Origin of the sequence: Streptomyces sp. PA03-3a, from assembly GCF_033792735.1 — a bacterium.
GTDB lineage: Bacteria > Actinomycetota > Actinomycetes > Streptomycetales > Streptomycetaceae > Actinacidiphila.
This window is the reverse complement of sequence record NZ_JARAVM010000031.1, coordinates 37,333-56,583: the sequence shown is the minus strand read 5'-3', so window position 1 is coordinate 56,583 and position 19,251 is coordinate 37,333. Positions and strand designations below refer to the sequence as shown.

Here is a 19,251-nt window from a genome sequence, read left to right as displayed (position 1 = left end):
GTACCCGAACAGGGGCGGCGCTTTCAGCGCTCAGCGGGGCCAAAGACCGGGATCCGGGGCGAACCGGACCTGCAGCGCGCCGTCGCGGAGCGCCGCACCGGCCACGGTGCAGCGGCGCAGCGCGGAGGGCAGCGGGAGGATGCGGCGGTATCCCTCGGCGTCGACGACGAGTTCGTCGCCGCGGCGTACGAGGTCGACGGTGTCGCGTGTCGCGCCCGGCAGCGGCAGCCGCCAGAGGAAGTGGCCCTCGGTGGCGAGCCGGTCCTCGGTGGTCCACGGCGGCGCGGCGGGCCCCTCGGGCGCGTCGGCGGGCGGCTGCGCGGCGAGGCGGGCGAGGTCCTCGGCGCCGCGGGGTTCGCGGCCGAGGTGGGGCAGTTCGTGGAGCGCGGTGGTGGTGCCGGCGAGTTCCGCGCGCAGGGCGCGCACTTCCTTGCGGCGGTGTCCCGCCAGTTCGGCCAGCCAGGGGTCGGGGGACCCGTCGGGCAGCAGGCGGTTGGCGACGACGGCCTCGAGGCGGTGGCCGTACAGGGCCAGTCCGGCGCGGGCCCGGCTCACGGCGCCGGCGGCGTGCGCGCCCGGGGCGACGACCAGCCGTACGGTCGTGGCGGCGTCCTCGATCACGGCCTGGGCGGCGGCCAGTTCCCGGTCGGCGCGGGCGGCGGCCTCGTAGGCCCAGGCGCCGGGCGCGGGGACGCCCGCGAGCTGGGCGAGGACGGGCCGCAGGGCGCGGGCGGCCTGCCGTTCCCGGGGGACGAGCCGGGCGATGTAGCGGCGCAGTTGCGCGGGCAGCGCGAGCGCGGCGAGGGCGTCGTGGACCGGTGGCAGGTCGACGACGACGAGGTCCCAGCCGCCGGCGGTGTCCCGCAGGGCGCGCAGCAGCGCGAAGGCGTCCGCACCGGGGAGTTCGGTCAGTTCCTCGGGGTCCAGCGGGGCCGCGCCGAGCAGGTCGAGAAGGGAGCCCAGGCGCTGCTGGACGGCCGCGGCGTCGGCCCGGAAGGCGGCGGCCGCGTCGATGCGCGCGGCCCACAGACCCGGTACGGACGCGACGGGGGCGAAGGGCGGCACGGCCCCCTCGTCCGTCCGCGGACCGCCGCCGCCGGCCGGGGCGGGCACCGGGCCCAGCACCCTGTCGAGGGAGGCGTCGCGGTCGGCGGAGAGCAGCAGCACGCGCCGTCCGGGCGCGGCCGCGGCCACGGCCGTGGCGGCGGCGACCGTCGTGCGCCCGGCGCCGCCCGTGCCGGTGACCAGCAGCGTCCGCACGTCAGCCCTGGGACTCGACGCGCTTCTTCAGGCCGGCGAGGGCGCGGTCGATGATGACCTTCTCGGCCTTGCGCTTGATCATGCCGAGCATCGGGATCTTGACGTCGACGGTCAGCTGGTAGGTGACCTCGGTGCGCTTGCCGTCCTCCAGCGGGACCAGGATGTAGGCGCCGTCCAGGGTGCGCAGCATCTGGGACTTGACCAGCGTCCAGCGGACCTCGTTGTCGCCCGCCCAGGTGTAGGCGAGGGTGTGGTCGTCCTTGATGGCGCCCGCGTCAAGGAGGAGCCGGACCTGCTCGGCACGGCCGTCGGCGCCGGCGGAGAGGATCTCGGCCTCCTTCACCTCGCCGGTCCACTCCGGGTACCGGGCGAAGTCCGCGATGACGCCCATGACATCGGCCGGGGCCGCGTCGATGGTGATGCTCGACCTGGTGTGTTCCGCCATCGCCGTGGCCCCTCCGGGACGTCGCGTCGTACCTGCTGTTGTATGCCTGCCGGTGAAGGCTACCGCCTGGTCGGGCGGCCGCAGACCGCCGGGGCCGTCACCACCGCAGCGCCCAGGGCGTTCGGGTGGAGTTGAAGTGGCCGACGTTGACGCATTCGGTCGACCCCAGGCGCATCCGCGGCACGAGCGGCTGGTGGACGTGGCCGAAGAGCGCGTACTTGGGGCGCACCCGGCGGATCGCGTCGAGCAGGGCCTCGCTGCCGCGTTCGAGGCGGCGGGCGACGGTGTCGTAGCAGAGCTCGGGGACGGCGGGCGGGATGTGCGAGCAGAGCACGTCGACCTCGCCGAGGGCCTCCACCTTGGCGGCGTACGTCTCGTCGTCGATCTCGTACGGGGTGCGGTAGGGGGTGCGCAACCCGCCGCCGACGAAGCCGAAGACCAGGCCGCCGATCTCGATGGTGGTGCCGTCGAGCACCGTGGTGCCGGGCCGGGCGTACTCCGGCCAGAGCGCGGGGATGTCGACGTTGCCGTAGGTGGCGTAGGTGGGGGTGGGGAAGGCGGCGAACAGCTCGGCGTACTGCCGGCGCACGGCGGACTCGATGGCGGTGCGCCGGTCGGTGCCGAGCCCCGACCACAGCTCGCGGTCGAGGGCGCGGGCCTCGTCCCAGCGCAGCGCGGTGCGCAGCCCGACCATGCGGGAGGCGTTCTCGGTGCCGAAGAGGTCGGGGAAGATGCCCCGCGAGTGGTCGGCGTAGTCGAGGAAGAGGATCAGGTCGCCGAGGCAGATCAGCGCGTCGGCGCCGTCGCCGGCCCTGGCGAGGGCATCGGAGGCGCCGTGGACGTCGCTGACGACATGGACCCGCATGACGATCACTCTAGGACGCGGCGGACGGCGTTGGGGAGGGCACACCGGGGCCCCGGTTACCTGCGGGTCACAGGGGGGCTCGACTAGGCTTCCGACCAGTGGATCCGCACTGTGCCGCAGCGGGCATCCGGCGTGTGACGACGATGTGACACACAAAACATCTACACGGCACCCCCTACCGCAGAAGCTTTACCGGTGGGTAACGTCCAGGCCGTCCGTTCCACGCTCAACCATGCAGTGGACGCAGCCAGCACCGCCGCCGGCGCCGATGAGGAGCAGCAGTTTGCGCGAGTTCAGCCTTCCGGCTCTCTATGAGGTCCCCGCGGACGGGAACCTGACGGATCTCATCCGGCGCAACGCCGCGCAGCATCCCGACGTTCCCGTCATCGCCCGGAAGACCGCGGCCGGCGACTGGGCGGACGTCACCGCCACGGCCTTCCTCGCCGAGGTCCGCGCCGCCGCCAGGGGCCTGATCGCCTCGGGCGTGCAGCCCGGCGACCGGGTGGCCCTGATCTCCCGCACCCGCTACGAGTGGACCCTCCTCGACTTCGCCGTCTGGACCGCGGGCGCGGTCACCGTGCCGGTCTACGAGACCTCCTCTGCCGAGCAGATCGAGTGGATCCTCGGTGACTCCGGCGCCGTCGCGGCCGTCGTGGAGAACGAGGCCCACGAGAAGTCGGTGGAGTCGGTGCGCGACCGCCTGCCGCAGCTCAAGCACGTGTGGCGGATCGAGGCGGGCGCGGTCAAGACCCTCGGCGCGGCCGGCACGGACGTCGCCGAGGCGACGCTGGACGAGCGCAGCGCCTGGGCCAGGGCGGACTCCCCGGCCACCATCGTCTACACCTCGGGCACCACCGGCCGCCCCAAGGGCTGCGTGCTCACGCACCGCGCGTTCTTCGCCGAGTGCGGCAACGTCGTGGAGCGCCTGAAGCCGCTCTTCCGCACCGGCGACTCCTCGATACTGCTCTTCCTGCCGCTCGCGCACGTCTTCGGCCGGCTGGTCGAGGTCGCCGCCGTCATGGCACCGATCAAGCTCGGGCACGTCAGCGACACCAAGAACCTCACCGACGAACTGGCCGCCTTCCGGCCGACGCTGCTGCTGGGCGTGCCGCGCGTGTTCGAGAAGGTCTACAACTCCGCGCGCGCCAAGGCCCAGGCCGGCGGCAAGGGGAAGATCTTCGACAAGGCCACCGACGTGGCGATCGAGTACAGCCGCGCGCTGGACTCGGCGAGCGGTCCCGCGCTCGGCCTGAAGTTCAAGCACAAGGTCTTCGACCGGCTGGTCTACAGCAAGCTGCGCGCCGTGCTCGGCGGCCGCGCCGAGTACTCGATCTCCGGCGGGGCGCCGCTGGGCGAGCGGCTGGGCCACTTCTACCGCGGCATCGGCTTCACCGTGCTGGAGGGCTACGGCCTGACCGAGTCCTGTGCGGCCACCGCCTTCAACCCCTGGGACCGCACCAAGATCGGCACCGTCGGCCAGCCGCTGCCCGGCTCCACGGTCCGCATCGCCGACGACGGCGAGGTCCTGCTCCACGGCGAGCACCTGTTCTCCGGGTACTGGAACAACGAGGCGGCCACCGCCGAGGCCGTCACCGACGGCTGGTTCCACACCGGCGACATCGGAACGCTGGACGAGGACGGCTACATCACCATCACCGGCCGCAAGAAGGAGATCATCGTCACCGCGGGCGGCAAGAACGTCGCCCCGGCCGTGATCGAGGACCGGATCCGCGCCCACGCGCTGGTCGCCGAGTGCATGGTGGTCGGCGACGGCAAGCCCTTCATCGGCGCGCTGGTCACCCTGGACGAGGAGTTCCTGCCCCGCTGGGCCGAGCAGCACGGCAAGTCCGGCCGCGGCGTGGCGGAACTGCGCGAGGACCCCGAACTGCTGGCCGAGGTGCAGTCGGCGGTCGACGACGGCAACGCCGCGGTGTCCAAGGCGGAGGCGGTGAAGAAGTTCCGCGTCCTGGCGACGCAGTTCACGGAGGAGTCTGGTCACGTGACGCCCTCGCTGAAGCTCAAGCGCAATGTGGTGCTGCGGGACTTCGCGGACGAGATCGCCGCGATCTACGGCGGGTGAGCCCGCGCTGACGGGCCCCACCCTCGTTGCCGGTGGCCGCCGTACGCCTCGCGCGGACGGCGGCCGCCGGCGTTCCCAGGTGATGCCGTCCTGGGCCAGGACCCTGGCCATGGTGCGCTCGGCCAGGGCGGTGATGGTGACGAACGGGTTGAGCCCGATGGAGCCGGGGACGAGCGAGCCGTCGACGACGTACAGGCCGTCGTAGCCCTTCGCGCGGCCATAGGCGTCGGTGGCCCCGCCGAGGACGCAGCCGCCCAGCGGGTGGTGGCAGAAGTCGTCGGCGAAGACGCGGTTGCCGCCGAACAGGTCGTAGCGGTAGATGGTGGCGTTGGCCCGGTTGACGCGGTCGCAGAGGGTCTTCGCGGCGGCGACGGAGGGCTGGTTCCGGGAGCGGCTCCAGGTCTGCAGGGCGGCCATGCCCAGTATCTGACGATGCGCCAGATCTGCCGTCATGACGCATCATGGGCGGCAGATTCCGCCCATACCGTGCGCACACGGGCTTTTACAAGAGGGCCTTGAGCCGCCCGGCGAGCAGATCCCACCGCCAGGCGTCCTCGACCCACTTGCGCCCGCGCTCGCCCATCCGGCGCCGCAGCTCCGGGTCGTCCAGCAGCGCCAGGATCCGCTCGGCGGCCTCCCCGGGCTCCCCGCCGCGCACCACCCAGCCGGTCTCGCCGTCCAGCACCGCGTCCGGCGCTCCGCCGGAGTCGCCCGCGACGACCGGCAGCCCGGTGGCCGAGGCCTCCAGGTAGACGATGCCGAGGCCCTCGACGTCCAGCCCGCCGCGGCGCGTGCGGCACGGCATGGCGAAGACGTCGCCGGCGCCGAAGTGCGCGGGCAGCTCCTGCCAGGGCACGGCCCCGGTGAACCGCACCGACTCCGCCACCCCGGTCCGCTCGGCGAGCCGCTTCAGGTCGTCCGCGTACGGGCCGCCGCCCACGACCAGCAGGACGGCGTCCGGCTGGGCGGCCAGGATCCGCGGCATCGCCTCGATGAGGGTGTCCTGGCCCTTGCGCGGCACCAGGCGGGAGACGCAGACGACCACGGGCCGGTCGGTGAGCCCGAGCCGGGCGCGCACCGCCTCGCCGCCGGAGGCCGGGTGGAAGGTCTTCTCGTCCACGCCCGGCGGGAGCTGCACCATGCGCCCGGCGGCCTCGGGCGTCAGCGCCCGGGCGATCCGGGAGCGGGTGTACTCGCCCAGATAGGTGATCGTGTCGGTGCCCTCGCCGATCCGCCGCAGCAGCGTACGGCTCGCGGGCAGCTGCGCCCACCCCGCCTCGTGCCCGTGGGTCGTCGCCACCAGCCGGCGCGCCCCCGCCTTGCGCAGCGCGGGCGCCATCAGCCCGAGCGGGGCCGCCGCCCCGAACCACACCGATGTGCAGCCGTGTTCGCGCAGGAGCGCGGCGGCCCGCCGGGTCACCCTCGGGGTCGGCAGCAACATCGTCGTACGATCACGTACGACCGGGAAGGGCTGCTCGGCGTCGAACGCGGCGACCTCGGAGCCGTCCCGCCAGGTCGACGCGTACACCACCACCCGGCCGGGATCGAGGCGCAGCGCCATGCTGTGCACGAACGCCTGGATGCCACCGGGACGTGGCGGGAAATCGTTGGTGACGATCAGGGTCTTGTCCATACGTCGCCGAGGGTATCCGGTGCGGTCCGCGGCAACCGACCGCGGTACCGGCGCGTCTAAGCTCCACACGCCTGTCCACAGGTGAGACCGGCATCGTGCATCATCACAGCAGAACCGATTCGACGAGGTGGACATGGCAGGCGACAGCGGCAAGCGGCTCCCGGTCGGGCCGGTCCTCGCCTGGGTGGCCACCAGGGTCCTGCTGCTGCTCTACGTCTTCAAGGTGCTCAGCCTGTCCCCGCTGGACGTGACCACCGACGTCTCGGTGATCTACCACGGCTGGTACGAGGTCCTGAAGGCTGGCGCCTTCCCCCACCACGACGTCACCTGGCAGTACCCGCCCGCCGCCGCGCTCGCGGTGCTCTCCCCCGCGATGCTGCCGTTCCTCGACTACGCGACCGCCTTCTTCTGGCTCGCCTGCGCCGCCGACCTCGTCGCCTTCGCGCTGCTGCTGCGCGGTTCGCGCGGCGAGGGGCGGCGGCCGGCCGGTGCGTATGTGTGGGTGCTGGGCGTGCCGCTGCTGGGGCCGACCGCGTACGCGCGCTACGACGTCATGGTCACCGCCGTCGCCGTGGCCGCGCTGCTGGCGACGGTGCGCCGTCCCAGGGTCGCGGGCGCGCTGATCGCGTTCGGCGCGATGCTCAAGGTCTGGCCGGTGCTGCTGCTCACTGGGGTCCGCGACCGCCGGATCTGGGCGGCGGCCGCGGCCGGGGCGGGCGTCCTCGCCCTGGGCTTCTGGCTGTGGATGCCGGGGGCCTTCGCCTTCCTGCGCTTCCAGGGCGAGCGGGGCACCGAGGTGGAGTCCCTGGGCTCCCTGGTCTTCCACATCGCCCGGCACCACGGCTGGGAGGGCCAGGTGCTGCTGAACTACGGCTCCGTGGAGTTCCTCGGGCCCTACGTGGGCCTGGTCAGCGACATCGCGCTCGGGCTGACCGCGGTGGCCTTCGGCTGGCTGCTGCTGTGGCGGCTGCGGGCGCGGACGTACGGCCCGCAGACGGCCTTCGACGCGGCGTTCACCGCGGTGCTGCTGTTCACCACGACCAGCCGGGTGATCAGCCCGCAGTACATGATCTGGCTGATCGGCCTGGCGGCCGTATGCCTCACGCTGCGGGCCAGTGTGATGGTGCTGCCCGCGGTGCTGGTGCTGGCGGCGACGGTGCTCACCCTGTACGAGTTCCCGGTGCGCTTCGCCGACGTCGTCGGCAGCACCGATCTCGGCATCACGCTGCTGCTGCTCCGCAACGGACTGCTGGTGGCCGCCTCGGTCATCGCCTGCCGCCGGCTGTGGGTGGCCTCGGCCCGTCTGCCGTCGAGGCCGCGCAGGGCGTCCGAGACGCGTCTGCCGGAGCACGACCAGGACGCCGAGAAGCTGCTGACCTGGTGAAGGCCGCCGTCACGGCCAGGCACTGCAGTCCCGCGGCCACGGCCATCGCCACGCCGACGCCCACGAGCCCCAGCCCGGCCGGGACGGCGAGCGCGTAGGCGAGCGGCAGCTGCACCGCCGTGCCGACCAGGGTCACCCGGACCAGCAGCGCGGCCCCGCCGCCGCCCTGGAGGACACCGCCCGGCGCGATGAAGCACGCCAGCAGCACCAGGTAGGGCCCCAGGGTGCGCAGGAACGCCGTTCCTGCCGCGGCCACGCCGGGCTCCGCACCGAAGGCGGCCATGATCCAGGGCGCGGCGGGCTGCAGCACGACCGCCGCGAGGAGTCCCAGGCCGGCGCCGAGCAGCAGTGCCTGGCGGCCGATCGCGCGCCGTTCGTCGCGGCCGGCGCCCAGGTGGTAGGCGGTGTGGATGGACGCCGCCTGGCGTACGGCGTAGAAGCCCATCGTCGCCACGTACACCGCCTTGGTCGCGATCCCGTATGCCGCGACCCGGTCGACGCCCAGCCGGGCCACGATCGCCACCAGGGTGAGCGTGCCGGCCATCCGGACGAGGAAGTCCGCCGCCATCGGCGCCCCCGTCACGGCGGTACGGCGCAGCGCGGCCGCCACCGGCTCGGCGGGCGGGACGGTCGCGGCCCGCCGCACCAGGGGGTTGCGGCGCAGCAGCGCCAGCCCGGCGGCCAGGGCCGCGGCGCGGCCCGCGACGGTGGCCACGGCCGCGCCCCGCACCCCGAGGGCGTGGATCAGGAACGGGTCGAGGAGCAGGATCAGCCCGTTGGCGAGCAGGGCGAGCCGCATCGGGGTACCTGTGTCGCCCGCGCCCTTGAAGACGCCGTCCAGGGTGTTCTGGGCGTAGAACACCGCCGTGCCGGGGAGCGAGACCGCGAAGTACCCGGCCGCGAGGCGGACGGCCGCCGGGTCGCCGTGCCCGCCGAGCAGCAGGGCCGCCAGCGGCTCCCGGCACAGGAATCCGCCGACGGCGACCGCCGGGGCCAGCAGCGCGCACAGCGCCCAGCCGCCGCGCACCGCCGCCCCGACCGCCGCCGGGTCCCGCGCCCCGGCGGCCCGGGAGACCAGCACCGTCGTCCCCTGCGCGGCCATCAGCACGACTCCGAGCAGCACGTTCTCGGTGTTCGTGGCCACCGCCACGGCCGCGACGGCCGCTGCCCCGCCGCCGAGCCGGGCCACCCACAGCACGTCGATGATCCCGGCGACGACGCCGGCGAGCAGTTCCAGGTAGACCGGGCCCGCCAGCGCGGTCAGTCGGGCGCGGTGCGTCATGGTTTCCCTCCCCCGGGTACCTCGTTTCGAGATACCACGTTTAGAGGTACCATCATGGGCACTGCACTGGCAAGTCCGAACGCATGATCGGGAAAGGTGGCGAACAGTGCTGGAGCTCACCATCCTGGGCTTCCTCTACGAGGAATCCCTGCACGGCTACGAGCTCAAGGAGCGCATCGCCGCACTCAACGGCCACGTCCGCCCCGTCAGCGACGGCGCGCTCTACCCGGCCATCAACCGCCTCACCGCGGCCGGGCTGGTCGGCCAGCACACCGAGCCCGGCGTCGGAGCCGCCCCGCGCCGCGTGCTCTCGCTCACCGACGCCGGGCGCACGCGGCTGCTCGCCCGGCTCCGCGACCCCAAGCCGATCGAGATCACCGACGCCACCCGCTTCTTCGCCGTGCTGGCGTTCCTGAGACACCTCCCCGACACCACGGCCCAGGCCGGGGTGCTGCGGCGCCGCCTGGAGTTCCTGGAGACCCCGGCCAGCTTCTTCTACGACCGCGGCAAGCCCGTGCGCGCCGAGGACACGGGCGACCCCTTCCGCCAGGGCATGCTCCGCATCGCGCGCGCCACGGGTCGCGCGGAGCGCGAGTGGCTCACGGAGGCCCTGGCGGAGCTCACCGCCTGAGCCAGGTCCGGGCGAGGCCCGCGCGCGGTCCGGGCTGCCCGCCCGGGGAGGCGAGCGGTCCCGCGCAGTCTGCGCGGACGGCCCGCGAAGGGCGATCCGCGCACCGAGCTAACCCGCGGCGGCCGCGTAGGCGCGGGCGGCGGCGATGCGCTGGACCGCGGTGGGGTGCGTGCCGAAGAGGACGTGCAGAAGGCGCGGGGGGTCGGGGTCGGAGACGTTGGTGACGGTGAGCCGGCGCTGCATGGCGATGAACCGCTCGGCGTCCCCGGTGAGTTCCAGCGCGTGCGTGTCCGCCCGCCGTTCGACGCGCCGGCTCAGCGCGCAGCCGAACGGCCCGGCGCACGCCGACAGCACCGCTGCCACCGCCGCCAGCAGGAACAGCCCGCGCGGGTCGTCCGTGCCGTGGGAGGAGGCGGCCATGACGGCGGAGAGCACGCACACCCCCGCTCCCGCGCCGAGGGCGCCGAGCAGGGTGCCGCGCGGCACGTCGCGGTGCTTGACGTGTCCCAGTTCGTGGGCGACGACGAGTTCGACCTCGGCCGCCGGGGCCGTGCCGAGCAGCGTGTCGTAGGCGACGATCCGACGGGTGCGCCCGAAGCCGGAGACATAGGCGTTGAGCGCCGTCGTGCGCCGGGACGCGTCGGCGACGAGCACCGCCCGTACGGGGATCCGGTCCCGCTCGGCCAGCGCCAGCAGCGCGTCGCGCAGGGGCCCGTCCTCCATCGGCCGGAAGCGGTTGAAGAGCGGCTCCAGTACGACCGGGGCGAGCCAGGACAGCACGACGGCCGCGCAGACGGCGCCCAGGGCCGCCCAGGCCCAGCCGAGGCCGTAGTAGCCGTACAGCGCGGCCAGCACGAGCGGAACGGAGACGAGCAGCCCGCGCAGGACGTCGACGGCCCAGCCGCCCCAGCCCTGCGTGACGAGCCCGTAGCGCCGCCGGATGACGCGGACCCGGGCGGAGAACGGCAGGGTGACCGCCTGCTGGAGCAGCACCAGCAGCAGGCCGCCGGCCAGCACGCGCAGGGCCCGGGCGTCGCCGAACAGCCCGGTGAGGGCGGCGCCCGCGGGGGTCAGCCCCAGCACCAGCAGCAGTGCGAGCCCGGCGAGGCGGCCGCCGAGCAGGAAGGGCAGCTGCGCGCGGCGCAGGGCCCTGCCGCGGGCGGTCTCCTCCGGTGTGAAGTCCCCGTCCGTGCCGCTCATCCCAACTCCCCCTCGACGTAGGCCCGCCAGCGCTCGGTGAGGGTGTCCTCGTCGATGCCGAGCGTGCCGCGCAGATCCGCACCGGAACGGTACAGCGCGACCAGCCGGTCGGCGCCCCAGGTGCCGGCGATGAGCCGGCAGGCCAGCCAGGCGCCTTCGTACGCCTGGGCCTGCGTGGTCGCGCCGGGCGCGAAGTCGGCGTCCGCGGGGAGGTGGCCGGGCGGGCCCGAGGCCGTGACCTCGCGGCGCAGCTCGGGCGCCAGGCTCGCCGCCGTACGGCCGGAGTCCCGGTAGGCGACCCAGTCGGCGAAGCCCTCGGAGAGCCACATGGGGGTGCGGGAGGTCGTCGCGGCGCGCGTGGCGACGTGGGTGGTCTCGTGGGTGAGCACGACCTGGCGGCCGAAGGCCGACAGCCCGGCGAAGGCCTCGGGGTTGACGATGACGCGTCCGGCGGGGGCGGTCCCGCTGCCGCCGGCCTCCCCGGTGGTGACGGCCGCGACGCCCGCGTAGGTCTCCGCCGGGGCGTCCAGCAGCTCGCCCATGCGCCGCAGTGAGGAGGGCACCTCCAGCACCACCCGTCCGGTCCACCCCTTCCCGCCCCAGGCCCGCCGCACCTGAGGGACGGCCCGGTCCGCGTCGGTGGCGTACCCGGCCAGCTCCTCGCGGTCGCCGGTGCCGAGGACGAGGCTGTGGCTGCCGCGGACGACGTGCAGCGCCCCCTGCTCCCACAGCAGGCCGCCCGGGTCGCCGTCGCCGGCCACCCGCCAGCCTTCGCCGCCGTCGGTGCGCAGCAGCAGGGACTCGTCCGTGGTGACCGGGGCGCTGTCGTAGCCCTTGAGGCGGTAGCGCAGCTCGACGCGGGCGGTCACCGGGTCGGCGCCCTCCATGGAGACCAGCCGGTACGACCAGGCGGCGAGCGGGAGCTCCCGGAGGTTGCGGAAGACCCGGCGTTCGGCCTCGCGCCGGGCGGGCGTCACATCGGCCAGATACGCCTTCTCGTCACGGTCCAGGACCGCGTCGGCCCGCCGTTCCAGCAGTTGCCGGACGACCGGGTCCCCGGGGCCCGCGTGCTCCGCCGCACCGCCGCCCGAGCGTCCGCAGCCCGCGAGGAGCACCGCCGCGGCGCACAGCGCGGCGGCCGCGGCGCGGGTCGGCGAGCGGAAGAGGGCCACGCCGCCGATCGTACGGTCCCGGCGGCGACGCTCACGTGGGCCGGGTCACCGCCGAGATCGGCAGCATGGCGACGGGGTCGTAGCGGACCCGGGCGCCGGGGTAGGGGGCGTGGATGACCCGGCCGTCGCCGACGTACATGGCGACATGACTGGCGTCGCCGCGGTAGAGGACGAGATCGCCGGGGCGCGCCTGGCTGAGCGGCACGTGCCGTCCGGCGCTCAGCTGGGCCTGCGAGGTGCGGGGCAGGCCCACGCCGGCCTGGCGGTACGCCCAGACCATCAGGCCGGAGCAGTCGAAGGAGCCGGGGCCGGTGGCACCCCACACGTAGGGGGCGCCGACGGCGGAGCGCGCGGCGGCGACGGCGGTCGCGGCGCGCAGCGACAGAGGGCCGAGATCCGGGATGTCGACCGTGCGGCCGGAACGGGAGGCACGGGCCTCCAGGCGGCTGGCGAGCCGGGCGCGCTCCTGCGGGGAGAGGGAGTTGACCAGGCGCGCGGCCGCCATCAGCTTGCGCTGCACGGCCTTCTTCCGGGCGGTGAGGGTGGTGCGGGCCCGCTCGAGCTCGCCGAGCCGGTCGGTGGCCCGGGAGCGTTCCTGGTCCAGGAAGCGCTGGGCGGAGCGGAGTTCGCCGAGTCGCGCGTTGCCGCGGTTGCTGATCCGGTCGAGGGTGGCGGCCCGGTCCAGATAGGTCGCCGGGTCGGGCGAGAGCAGCAGGGCGAGGGTCGGGTCCACTCCCCCGCCGCGGTACTGGGCCCCGGCGAGCGTGCCGAGGTCGTCCCGGAGCCGGTTGACCCGCTCCTGGCCGCGCGCGGCGCGGTCCTGGAGCACCTCCACCTCGCGCCGGAGCCGCTGGGTGTTCTCGCGGGCGGCGTTGAACTGCTCGGTGGCCCGCTCCGCCTGCGTGTAGAGGTGGTCGATGCGGGCCGCGACATCGCCCGGGGTGTCCGCGGGGTCGGCCGCGGCCGTCTGCGCGGTGGTGGCCGCGCCCGCCATCGCGGCGGCGGCGGTGGCCGCCGCCGTCAGGACCGTGGCCCTGGAGGCACGCGGAGTCCGGCCGGGCTGCGGAATGCGTCGATGGGATGGCACGTCGACTGACAGTAGTCAGCCGGACACGGGGAGTTCAAAGACCGGGTACGGCCGGGCGGCCTGACGGTGCCCTGCTTGCGCAGGTCACCGCCGGGCCGTCACCGTACGAGATCACCCGATAGGTTCAACGGGCTCCGCTGCTTCGGGCCCGGACCTCAGATGCGGACGCCGAACTGGAACGGCATGTTGTTGATGGACTCGTAGCGCACGACGGTGCCGGTGCGCGGCGCGTGCAGGACCTGGCCGTTGCCCGCGTAGAGCCCCACGTGGTGCAGGTCGCCGTAGAAGATGACGAGGTCGCCGGGCATCAGCTGGCTCATCGACAGCCGGGTGCCGGCGTTGGCCTGGGACTGGGAGGTGCGCGGTATGCCGGCGCCGGCCTGGGCGTAGGCCCAGGAGGTGAGGCCGGAGCAGTCGAAGGAGCTCGGGCCGGTGGCGCCGTAGACGTACGGCGAACCCAGCTTGGTCTTGGCGGCGGACAGGGCCGCGGCGGCCAGCGAGGAGGCCGGGAGGTCGTTGCCCAGGTCGACCCGCTCGTTGGAGCGGTTGGCGCGGTTCTCCGCGGCCTCAAGGGACGCCCGCTGGGCGGCGGTCAGCGAGTTGAGCAGCTTCTGCGCCTCGCTGAGCTTCGCCTGGACTTCCTTCTTCTTCTTGCCCAGTTCGGTGCGGGTCTCGTCGAGCTCGTCGAGCTTGCTCGCGGCCTCCGCCTTCTGCTGGTTGAGGGTGCGCTTCTTCTCGGCGATCTGCTGGAGTCCCTCGGCCTGCTTGGTGCTCAGCTGGTCGAGAGTGGACGCCTTGTCGAGGTAGCTGTCCGGGTCGGCGGAGAGGAAGAGCTGGAGCGAGGGGTCGATGCCGCCGCTGCGGTACTGGGCGCTGGCCAGGGTGCCGAGGTCGTCCTGCAGGTCGTTGAGCTCGGACTGCTGGCGGGCCACCTCGTCCTGCAGGTCCTCGACCTGCTTCTGCAGCTTCTGCTGCTTCTCCTTGGCGCCGTTGAACTTCTCGGTCGCCTGCTCGGCCTGCTCGTAGAGGCCGTCGACCTTGGCCTTCACGCTCTTGACGGAGGGCTTGGCGGGAGCGGCCTGGGCCGCCTGCGCGGACAGGGCGACGGCTGCTGCGGCGGTCGCGGTGAGCACGGTGACACGTGTGCGACTGGCCTGCTTGGGACGACGGTGGGACGCCACTCGGGCGAGCTCCTTCTTCCTCCAGCCGCCTGCCGCATGCATCGGGAACTGGGTTCCCCGGCCCTGAGCGTCGGCGTCCCCCGTCGTACGCGCGGCACTTCAGATCGGCGGGACCTCCGCCGTCATCCTGAGTGGATGATCGACTGGGCAGAGGTTCGAGGCACGACCATAGTGACCATCTTGTGATCGGATCAAATCCCTGAAGAAAAAAAGTCGCTCGACCGCGGTTTCTTTACACATATCGCACGTGCAGTGATGACGAGTTGACGCTGAGTCCACAAAAAGCGCCTCACGCACCCCACAGTGTGCTCCAGGTCACACCCGGGCAAGTCGCTTCAGCAGCAAGGTGGATGCGACCGGGCGGGCGCCGGCACGGGCCACACCGTCAGCAACTTCGCGATCGGAAGAAACCACCACAATCGGACGACCGGGAGGTTCCGCCCGAACCAGACGGCGGATCAACTCGTCCGCGGTCTCACCGGCCTTGCTGAACAGCACCCGCACCCCGCGCGGCGGCGCCAGCAGCACCGGGGCGTCCAGATCGGCCCCGTCGAAGACGCAGGTGACCTCGGCGCCGCTCTGCGCCGCGAGCACCGCCAGGCCGCCCAGCAGCCGCAGCCGCTGCTTCTCCAACGGCAGCGCCGGATAACCGGTCTTGGTCACGTTGTAGCCGTCGACCACCAGATGGGACTGCGGCAGCGCCAGCAGCTGGTCCAGCAGCGCCGGATCGTCCTCCGACAGGGCGCGCCGCGCGATGTCCTTGGGGCTGATAGCCCCCGGCATCACCGCGTCGACGGTGTCCGCGGGCCGGGCGCCCAGGGTGTCGCGCGGCGGCAGCGCCAGCTCCCGGCGCAGTCCCGACGCGGCGTCGAGGACGGTGTCCAGCAGCAGCCGCAGGCGCATGTCCTCGGTGCTGCGGCCCTCCCGGGCCGCCCGGCGGGACGCCTCCACGGCCTGCTCGGCCTCGGCGAGCCGGGCCCGCAGCCGGCGTGCCTCACCGTCCGCCGACGCCTTCTCCGCGGCCGCGGCCGCGCGCGTCTCGTCCAGTTCGGCCTCGACCTTGCGCAGCGCGGCCTCGGCCCGCTTCACGTCGCTCGCCGCGCTGCGCAGTTTGCGCTGCAGGGACTCGGCCTCCTTGCGGGCCGCCTCCAGTTCGGTGCGGACGCGCACGGCCTCGTTACGGGACTGGGTCCGGGCCTCGTCCAGTTCCGCCTTCAGCTGCCGCAGCTCTCGCTGCGCCTCCTCGCCCGCCCGTTCGGCGCTGACCCGCTGGGCCTCCTCGCCCGCGGCGGCCACCAGCTTGGCCCAGCCCGCGGGACGCAGCAGATACGCGGCGGCCGCCACGTCCAGCGGGTCGACCGCGGGGGGCGGGGTGCCGGCGTCCAGCGCCTCGCACAGCTCCGGCTCGGCCTCGCGCAGCCGGGCACCCACCCGCTGCCGGAAGGACGGGTCGCCCTCCAGCGCCGTGGCCAGCGCCGTCGCGGCGAACTTGGCGCGGCGGCTCGGGGTGAACCGGGCGTAGGGGCGCAGCACCGCGGGCAGCTCGGCCGGGGTCAGCCCGCCGAACGCCTCCGCCGCCAGGGCGACCACGCGGTGCCGTACGCCCTCGGGCAGCGGACGGTCCAGCGACTCGCCGTGGACGGACTCCTCCGGCGCAGCCGCGGTCTCGGGCGCGGCGGCTTCCTCGCCGCGGCCCGGATTACCGCCGGTCCCGTCCACCCGTCACTCCCGTCCAGTCCGTGGGCGCCTCCCCGGCCTCCTTCAACCTCTCTGGCCGCGCCGCATTCTTCTATTGTCCCCGGCCGCGCTCAGGCCTGCGTCGCCGCCGCCGTGTCGGGGCGGTCGACCAGTTCGACCTGGTCCACGGCGTTGCACCAGCGGCAGCGCACCGACTCCACGGTCTCGCTGAGCACCTCGCGCTCCTCGACCGAGGGCTCACCCGCCAGATCCAGGTGGACGTACTCGACGACCTTGCTGGAGCGGGTGACGTCGAACCGGGTCAGATTGCCGCACAGGGTGCAACGCCAGCGGGTCGTGACGGTCGGCAGGGGCACCGGCATCGGTCGTCTCCTCGGTCGTGCGGATGCGTTCCGGTCACCCTACGGCCTCGGTGGTCCCGCGCGCTGCGGCGAGGCGCCCCGCGACCGTTACACCCGTTCCGTCATGATCGGTCCATGGTCATCCCGGTGTACGACAAGAACCCCGTCCACCGCACACCCGTGGTGACGTACGCGCTGATCGGGCTGTGCGGGGTGCTCTTCCTCATCAGCCCGTCCTCCGGGCTCAACTACATGTACGGCATGGGCCACGATCAGGTGTGCGCCCAGGCGACGTACTTCGCCCGCTGGGGTGTCATCCCCACCGAGCTCTGGCACGGCCACGTCCCCCCGGCCCAGGTGCCGATGCCGAACGGCTGCCCGCCGCTGAAGTCCTTCGCCACCTCGCCGTTCGTGTCGGTGCTCACCGCGCTGTTCGTGCACGGCGGTTGGTTCCACCTGCTCGGCAACATGCTCTTCCTCTGGGTCTTCGGCGACAACGTCGAGAACCGCATGGGCCGCTTGCGCTTCCTGCTCTTCTACATCGCCTCCGGCTACGTGGCGACGTACGGCTACGCGCTCGGGCACACCTCCTCCACCCAGACCCTGGTCGGCGCGTCCGGAGCGATCTCCGGGGTGCTCGGCGCGTACCTCTACCTCTACCCCAAGGCCAGGGTGACCAGCGTCTTCCCCTTCCTCTTCTTCCTGCCGCTGCGCTTCCCGGCCTGGATGGTGCTGATCTTCTGGTTCGTCCTGCAGTGGCTCGCCGGCGAGATCCAGCAGACGGGTCCCGGGGTGGCCTACCTCGCCCACATCACCGGCTTCGTCTGCGGCTTCCTGTGCGCGTGGGTGTGCTATCGCGCAACGCCTAAGCTTGAGCCCGCAGCCAGGGCGAGCCAAGGAGACCTACAGCCGTGATCACCGCGATCGTGCTCATCAAGACCAGCGTCGACCGTATCCCCGAGATCGCGGAGTCCATCGCCGCGCTCGACAGCGTCAGCGAGGTCTACTCCGTCACGGGGACGTACGACCTGGTCGCCATGGTGCGGGTGGCCCGGCACGACGAGCTCGCGGACGTCATCCCGGGCCGGATCAGCAAGATCCCCGGCGTCGAGGCCACCGACACCCACGTGGCGTTCCGCACCTACTCCCAGCACGACCTCGAGACGGCCTTCGCCATCGGCCTGGACGCCTGACCGAGCCGCCCTGCGCGGCGCACCCGGGCCGGGCCGCTCAGGCCCGGTCCCGGTCCGGCACGCAGCGGCCGTCCTCGGTGCGGTAACGCCACTTGGCCCCGTCCGACACCAGCTCCCGCACCGCGTCGACGAAGCGTTCCACGTGCTCGTCCGGGGTGCCCGCGCCGAAGGAGACCCGGATGGCGTTGAGCGTGGGGGCGCCCCCGGCCGAAGGGTCCGGGAGCTCGCCCGAAGGGGCCTCGGGGGCACCGCACTCGCCCGGCTCCTGGTCGGCGGCGCCGAGCAGGGTGCGCAGCAGCGGGTGCGCGCAGAAGAGGCCGTCGCGGACTCCGATCCCGTACTCCGCGGAGAGCGCCGCCGCGAAGTGGGAGCTGTTCCAGCCCTCGACGACGAAGGAGACGACGCCGACCCGGGGGGCGTCGTCCCCGAACAGCGAGAGCACCCTGACCTCGGGGACCTCGGCCAGTCCGGCCCGCACACGGGCCACCAGCGCCTGCTCCCGCTCGACCAGCCGGTCGAACCCGGCCTCCGTCAGCGCGCGGCAGGCCGAGGCGATCGCATAGGCGCCGATGACGTTGGGCGAGCCGGCCTCGTGCCGGGCGGCCGTGGTGTGCCAGTCGACGTCCACCCCGCCGTCCGCACTGCGGGCCACCCGCCGGGAGGCGCCGCCGCCGGCCAGGTAGGGCTCGGCCGCGCACAGCCAGTCGGCGCGGCCGGCGAGCACTCCGGAGCCGAAGGGCGCGTAGAGCTTGTGCCCGGAGAAGGCCACCCAGTCCACGTCGAGTTCCGCGACGTCCACCGGGTGGTGCGGGGCGAGCTGCGCCGCGTCCAGCACGATGCGGGCGCCGTGGGCGTGGGCCGCCGCGGCCAGCTCCCGCACCGGCCAGAGCTCACCGGTCACATTGGACGCCCCGGTCACACAGACCAGAGCCGGTCCGTCCGCCGCCCGGGCGGCCAGTGCCCGCTCAAGCGTCGCCACCGCCTCCGCCGGGGTGCGGGGGGCGCCGAGGTAGGTCACATCGGCCTCCCGCCACGGCAGCAGGGACGCGTGGTGCTCGGTCTCGAAGACGAAGACGCTCGTGCCGGCCGGTACGGCGGCGGCCAGCAGGTTCAGCGAGTCGGTGGTCGAACGGGTGAAGATCACCTGGTCGCCGGGGCGACAGCCGAGGAACTCCGCGACCGTTGCGCGGCTCTGCTCGAACAGGTCGGTCGACAGCTGCGAGAGGTAGCCGGCCCCCCGGTGCACGCTGCCGTAGTACGGCGCGTAGGCCGCCACGTCGTCCCAGACCCGCTGCAACGCGGGCGCGCTGGCCGCGTAGTCGAGGGCGGCGTACCCCACCTCGCCCCCGGTCACGAGCGGCACGAGGACTTCGCGCCCCAGGACGGGCAGCGGAGCGTGGACGGACGAGGGCAGGGCAGGGCGCGGCGACATGGCGAAGTCTCCTGTGAGCAGGCGGGGGTGAAGGAACGTCAGTGATGACGGAACAGCCCTCGGCACGACGGGCGGACGCCCGGGGAGAGGGTGGGGAGGGGCGGCTGGGGGCCGGAAGGGCCCTAGCGCATTCGCTTGCTCATGGAGGAACTCCTCTGACCGCGCTTGCCGCAGACCTTGCTGCCTGCGGCCTGGTCATCACCCGGGGCACCCCGCCACGGAAGGAGGGTTGCCGGACAGCGGGCCGGGGCCGTTTCGCTGTCACTCGTGACCTGCGCAGCATCATGCCACAGGGGCACGTCGCCGCAAGCCGCGGTCCGCATCCCGGACGGCCCGCCCTGGACCGGACAGCGCGCAGGGCCGGGGC

17 protein-coding genes, 1 pseudogene and 1 riboswitch are annotated in these 19,251 nt (G+C 73.6%); of the genes and pseudogenes, 5 read left to right on the top strand and 13 right to left on the bottom strand.

The genetic code is table 11. The annotated features are described in order from the left end of the window. Positions 1 to 30 precede the first annotated feature (30 nt). From PV342_RS31030 to PV342_RS31020, 3 genes are all read right to left on the bottom strand, one after another. Positions 31 to 1,260: an ArsA family ATPase gene (locus PV342_RS31030; RefSeq protein ID WP_400802969.1), complete on the bottom strand. Its 1,230-nt coding sequence runs from the start codon at positions 1,258 to 1,260 to the stop codon at positions 31 to 33. A gap of 1 nt (position 1,261) precedes the next feature. After that, positions 1,262 to 1,705 (bottom strand): SRPBCC family protein, encoded by a 444-nt coding sequence (locus PV342_RS31025; protein WP_018557058.1) that lies wholly within the window; start codon positions 1,703 to 1,705, stop codon positions 1,262 to 1,264. 97 nt (positions 1,706 to 1,802) lie between these two features. Continuing rightward, on the bottom strand, positions 1,803 to 2,570 hold the full coding sequence (locus PV342_RS31020) for a metallophosphoesterase family protein (RefSeq protein ID WP_400802964.1): 768 nt from the start codon (positions 2,568 to 2,570) through the stop codon (positions 1,803 to 1,805). Between the two features lie 283 nt (positions 2,571 to 2,853). Here PV342_RS31020 and PV342_RS31015 point away from each other — a divergent pair, with 283 nt between their 5' ends. Further along, a complete protein-coding gene (locus tag PV342_RS31015) occupies positions 2,854 to 4,650 on the top strand; it encodes an AMP-dependent synthetase/ligase (RefSeq protein ID WP_400802962.1) in 1,797 nt (598 codons plus the stop codon). A gap of 87 nt (positions 4,651 to 4,737) precedes the next feature. Here PV342_RS31015 and PV342_RS31010 read toward each other — a convergent pair. Then, a pseudogene (locus PV342_RS31010) lies at positions 4,738 to 5,049 on the bottom strand (GMC oxidoreductase); the annotation flags it as partial. A gap of 103 nt (positions 5,050 to 5,152) precedes the next feature. Beyond that, on the bottom strand, positions 5,153 to 6,283 hold the full coding sequence (locus PV342_RS31005; RefSeq protein ID WP_361006033.1) for a glycosyltransferase family 4 protein: 1,131 nt from the start codon (positions 6,281 to 6,283) through the stop codon (positions 5,153 to 5,155). 133 nt (positions 6,284 to 6,416) lie between these two features. Between PV342_RS31005 and PV342_RS31000 the strand changes: the two genes are divergently transcribed. Beyond that, complete coding sequence (locus PV342_RS31000; RefSeq protein ID WP_386989169.1) at positions 6,417 to 7,667, top strand: glycosyltransferase 87 family protein; 1,251 nt, start codon at positions 6,417 to 6,419, stop codon at positions 7,665 to 7,667. On the opposite strand, the gene PV342_RS30995 is transcribed toward PV342_RS31000, so the two are convergent. Continuing rightward, positions 7,549 to 8,949 carry an MATE family efflux transporter gene (locus PV342_RS30995; RefSeq protein WP_500319553.1) on the bottom strand — a complete coding sequence of 467 codons (1,401 nt, stop codon included), beginning with the start codon at positions 8,947 to 8,949 and terminating at the stop codon, positions 7,549 to 7,551. The genes PV342_RS31000 and PV342_RS30995 overlap by 119 nt on opposite strands. A 106-nt stretch (positions 8,950 to 9,055) precedes the next feature. Here PV342_RS30995 and PV342_RS30990 point away from each other — a divergent pair, with 106 nt between their 5' ends. After that, positions 9,056 to 9,580 carry a PadR family transcriptional regulator gene (locus PV342_RS30990; protein ID WP_018557050.1) on the top strand — a complete coding sequence of 175 codons (525 nt, stop codon included), beginning with the start codon at positions 9,056 to 9,058 and terminating at the stop codon, positions 9,578 to 9,580. A gap of 108 nt (positions 9,581 to 9,688) precedes the next feature. Here PV342_RS30990 and PV342_RS30985 read toward each other — a convergent pair whose 3' ends face one another. The 6 genes from PV342_RS30985 to PV342_RS30960 form a co-directional block, all read right to left on the bottom strand. Continuing rightward, positions 9,689 to 10,780: a M48 family metallopeptidase gene (locus tag PV342_RS30985; protein ID WP_400802949.1), complete on the bottom strand. Its 1,092-nt coding sequence runs from the start codon at positions 10,778 to 10,780 to the stop codon at positions 9,689 to 9,691. After that, entirely contained in the window at positions 10,777 to 11,952 is a 1,176-nt protein-coding gene (locus PV342_RS30980) for a hypothetical protein (protein WP_400802946.1), read from the bottom strand. Before PV342_RS30980 ends, PV342_RS30985 begins: the two co-directional genes overlap by 4 nt. A 31-nt stretch (positions 11,953 to 11,983) precedes the next feature. Next, positions 11,984 to 13,039, bottom strand: coding sequence for a C40 family peptidase (locus tag PV342_RS30975; protein WP_392605424.1), 1,056 nt, complete (start codon positions 13,037 to 13,039; stop codon positions 11,984 to 11,986). A 155-nt stretch (positions 13,040 to 13,194) separates the two neighbouring features. Next, the gene (locus PV342_RS30970; RefSeq protein WP_433418986.1) at positions 13,195 to 14,220 is read right to left on the bottom strand and encodes a C40 family peptidase; all 1,026 of its coding nucleotides are present in this window, start codon (positions 14,218 to 14,220) and stop codon (positions 13,195 to 13,197) included. A gap of 315 nt (positions 14,221 to 14,535) precedes the next feature. Then, positions 14,536 to 15,939, bottom strand: coding sequence for an NYN domain-containing protein (locus tag PV342_RS30965; protein WP_386989150.1), 1,404 nt, complete (start codon positions 15,937 to 15,939; stop codon positions 14,536 to 14,538). An 89-nt stretch (positions 15,940 to 16,028) separates the two neighbouring features. Beyond that, the gene (locus PV342_RS30960; protein ID WP_018557044.1) at positions 16,029 to 16,280 is read right to left on the bottom strand and encodes a hypothetical protein; all 252 of its coding nucleotides are present in this window, start codon (positions 16,278 to 16,280) and stop codon (positions 16,029 to 16,031) included. Between the two features lie 114 nt (positions 16,281 to 16,394). Between PV342_RS30960 and PV342_RS30955 the strand changes: the two genes are divergently transcribed. Together PV342_RS30955 and PV342_RS30950 are read left to right on the top strand one after the other, a co-directional pair. Then, complete coding sequence (locus PV342_RS30955; protein ID WP_018557043.1) at positions 16,395 to 17,174, top strand: rhomboid family intramembrane serine protease; 780 nt, start codon at positions 16,395 to 16,397, stop codon at positions 17,172 to 17,174. Further along, entirely contained in the window at positions 17,171 to 17,452 is a 282-nt protein-coding gene (locus tag PV342_RS30950) for an Lrp/AsnC family transcriptional regulator (RefSeq protein WP_018557042.1), read from the top strand. Before PV342_RS30955 ends, PV342_RS30950 begins: the two co-directional genes overlap by 4 nt. 37 nt (positions 17,453 to 17,489) lie before the next feature. Here PV342_RS30950 and PV342_RS30945 read toward each other — a convergent pair whose 3' ends face one another. After that, entirely contained in the window at positions 17,490 to 18,884 is a 1,395-nt protein-coding gene (locus PV342_RS30945) for an aminotransferase class V-fold PLP-dependent enzyme (RefSeq protein WP_400809565.1), read from the bottom strand. A gap of 156 nt (positions 18,885 to 19,040) precedes the next feature. Beyond that, positions 19,041 to 19,157, bottom strand: a riboswitch (SAM riboswitch). Between the last annotated feature and the right edge of the window lie 94 nt (positions 19,158 to 19,251).

Bases quoted from the DNA above. Each gene is read 5' to 3' on its own strand.
- PV342_RS31025 (WP_018557058.1), bottom strand. From the start codon at position 1,705: ATGGCGGAACACACCAGGTCGAGCATCACCATCGACGCGGCCCCGGCC.
- PV342_RS31020 (WP_400802964.1), bottom strand. From the start codon at position 2,570: ATGCGGGTCCATGTCGTCAGCGACGTCCACGGCGCCTCCGATGCCCTC.
- PV342_RS31005 (WP_361006033.1), bottom strand. From the start codon at position 6,283: ATGGACAAGACCCTGATCGTCACCAACGATTTCCCGCCACGTCCCGGT.
- PV342_RS31000 (WP_386989169.1), top strand. From the start codon at position 6,417: ATGGCAGGCGACAGCGGCAAGCGGCTCCCGGTCGGGCCGGTCCTCGCC.
- PV342_RS30995 (WP_500319553.1), bottom strand. From the start codon at position 8,949: ATGACGCACCGCGCCCGACTGACCGCGCTGGCGGGCCCGGTCTACCTG.
- PV342_RS30985 (WP_400802949.1), bottom strand. From the start codon at position 10,780: ATGAGCGGCACGGACGGGGACTTCACACCGGAGGAGACCGCCCGCGGC.
- PV342_RS30960 (WP_018557044.1), bottom strand. From the start codon at position 16,280: ATGCCGGTGCCCCTGCCGACCGTCACGACCCGCTGGCGTTGCACCCTG.
- PV342_RS30955 (WP_018557043.1), top strand. From the start codon at position 16,395: ATGGTCATCCCGGTGTACGACAAGAACCCCGTCCACCGCACACCCGTG.
- PV342_RS30945 (WP_400809565.1), bottom strand. From the start codon at position 18,884: ATGTCGCCGCGCCCTGCCCTGCCCTCGTCCGTCCACGCTCCGCTGCCC.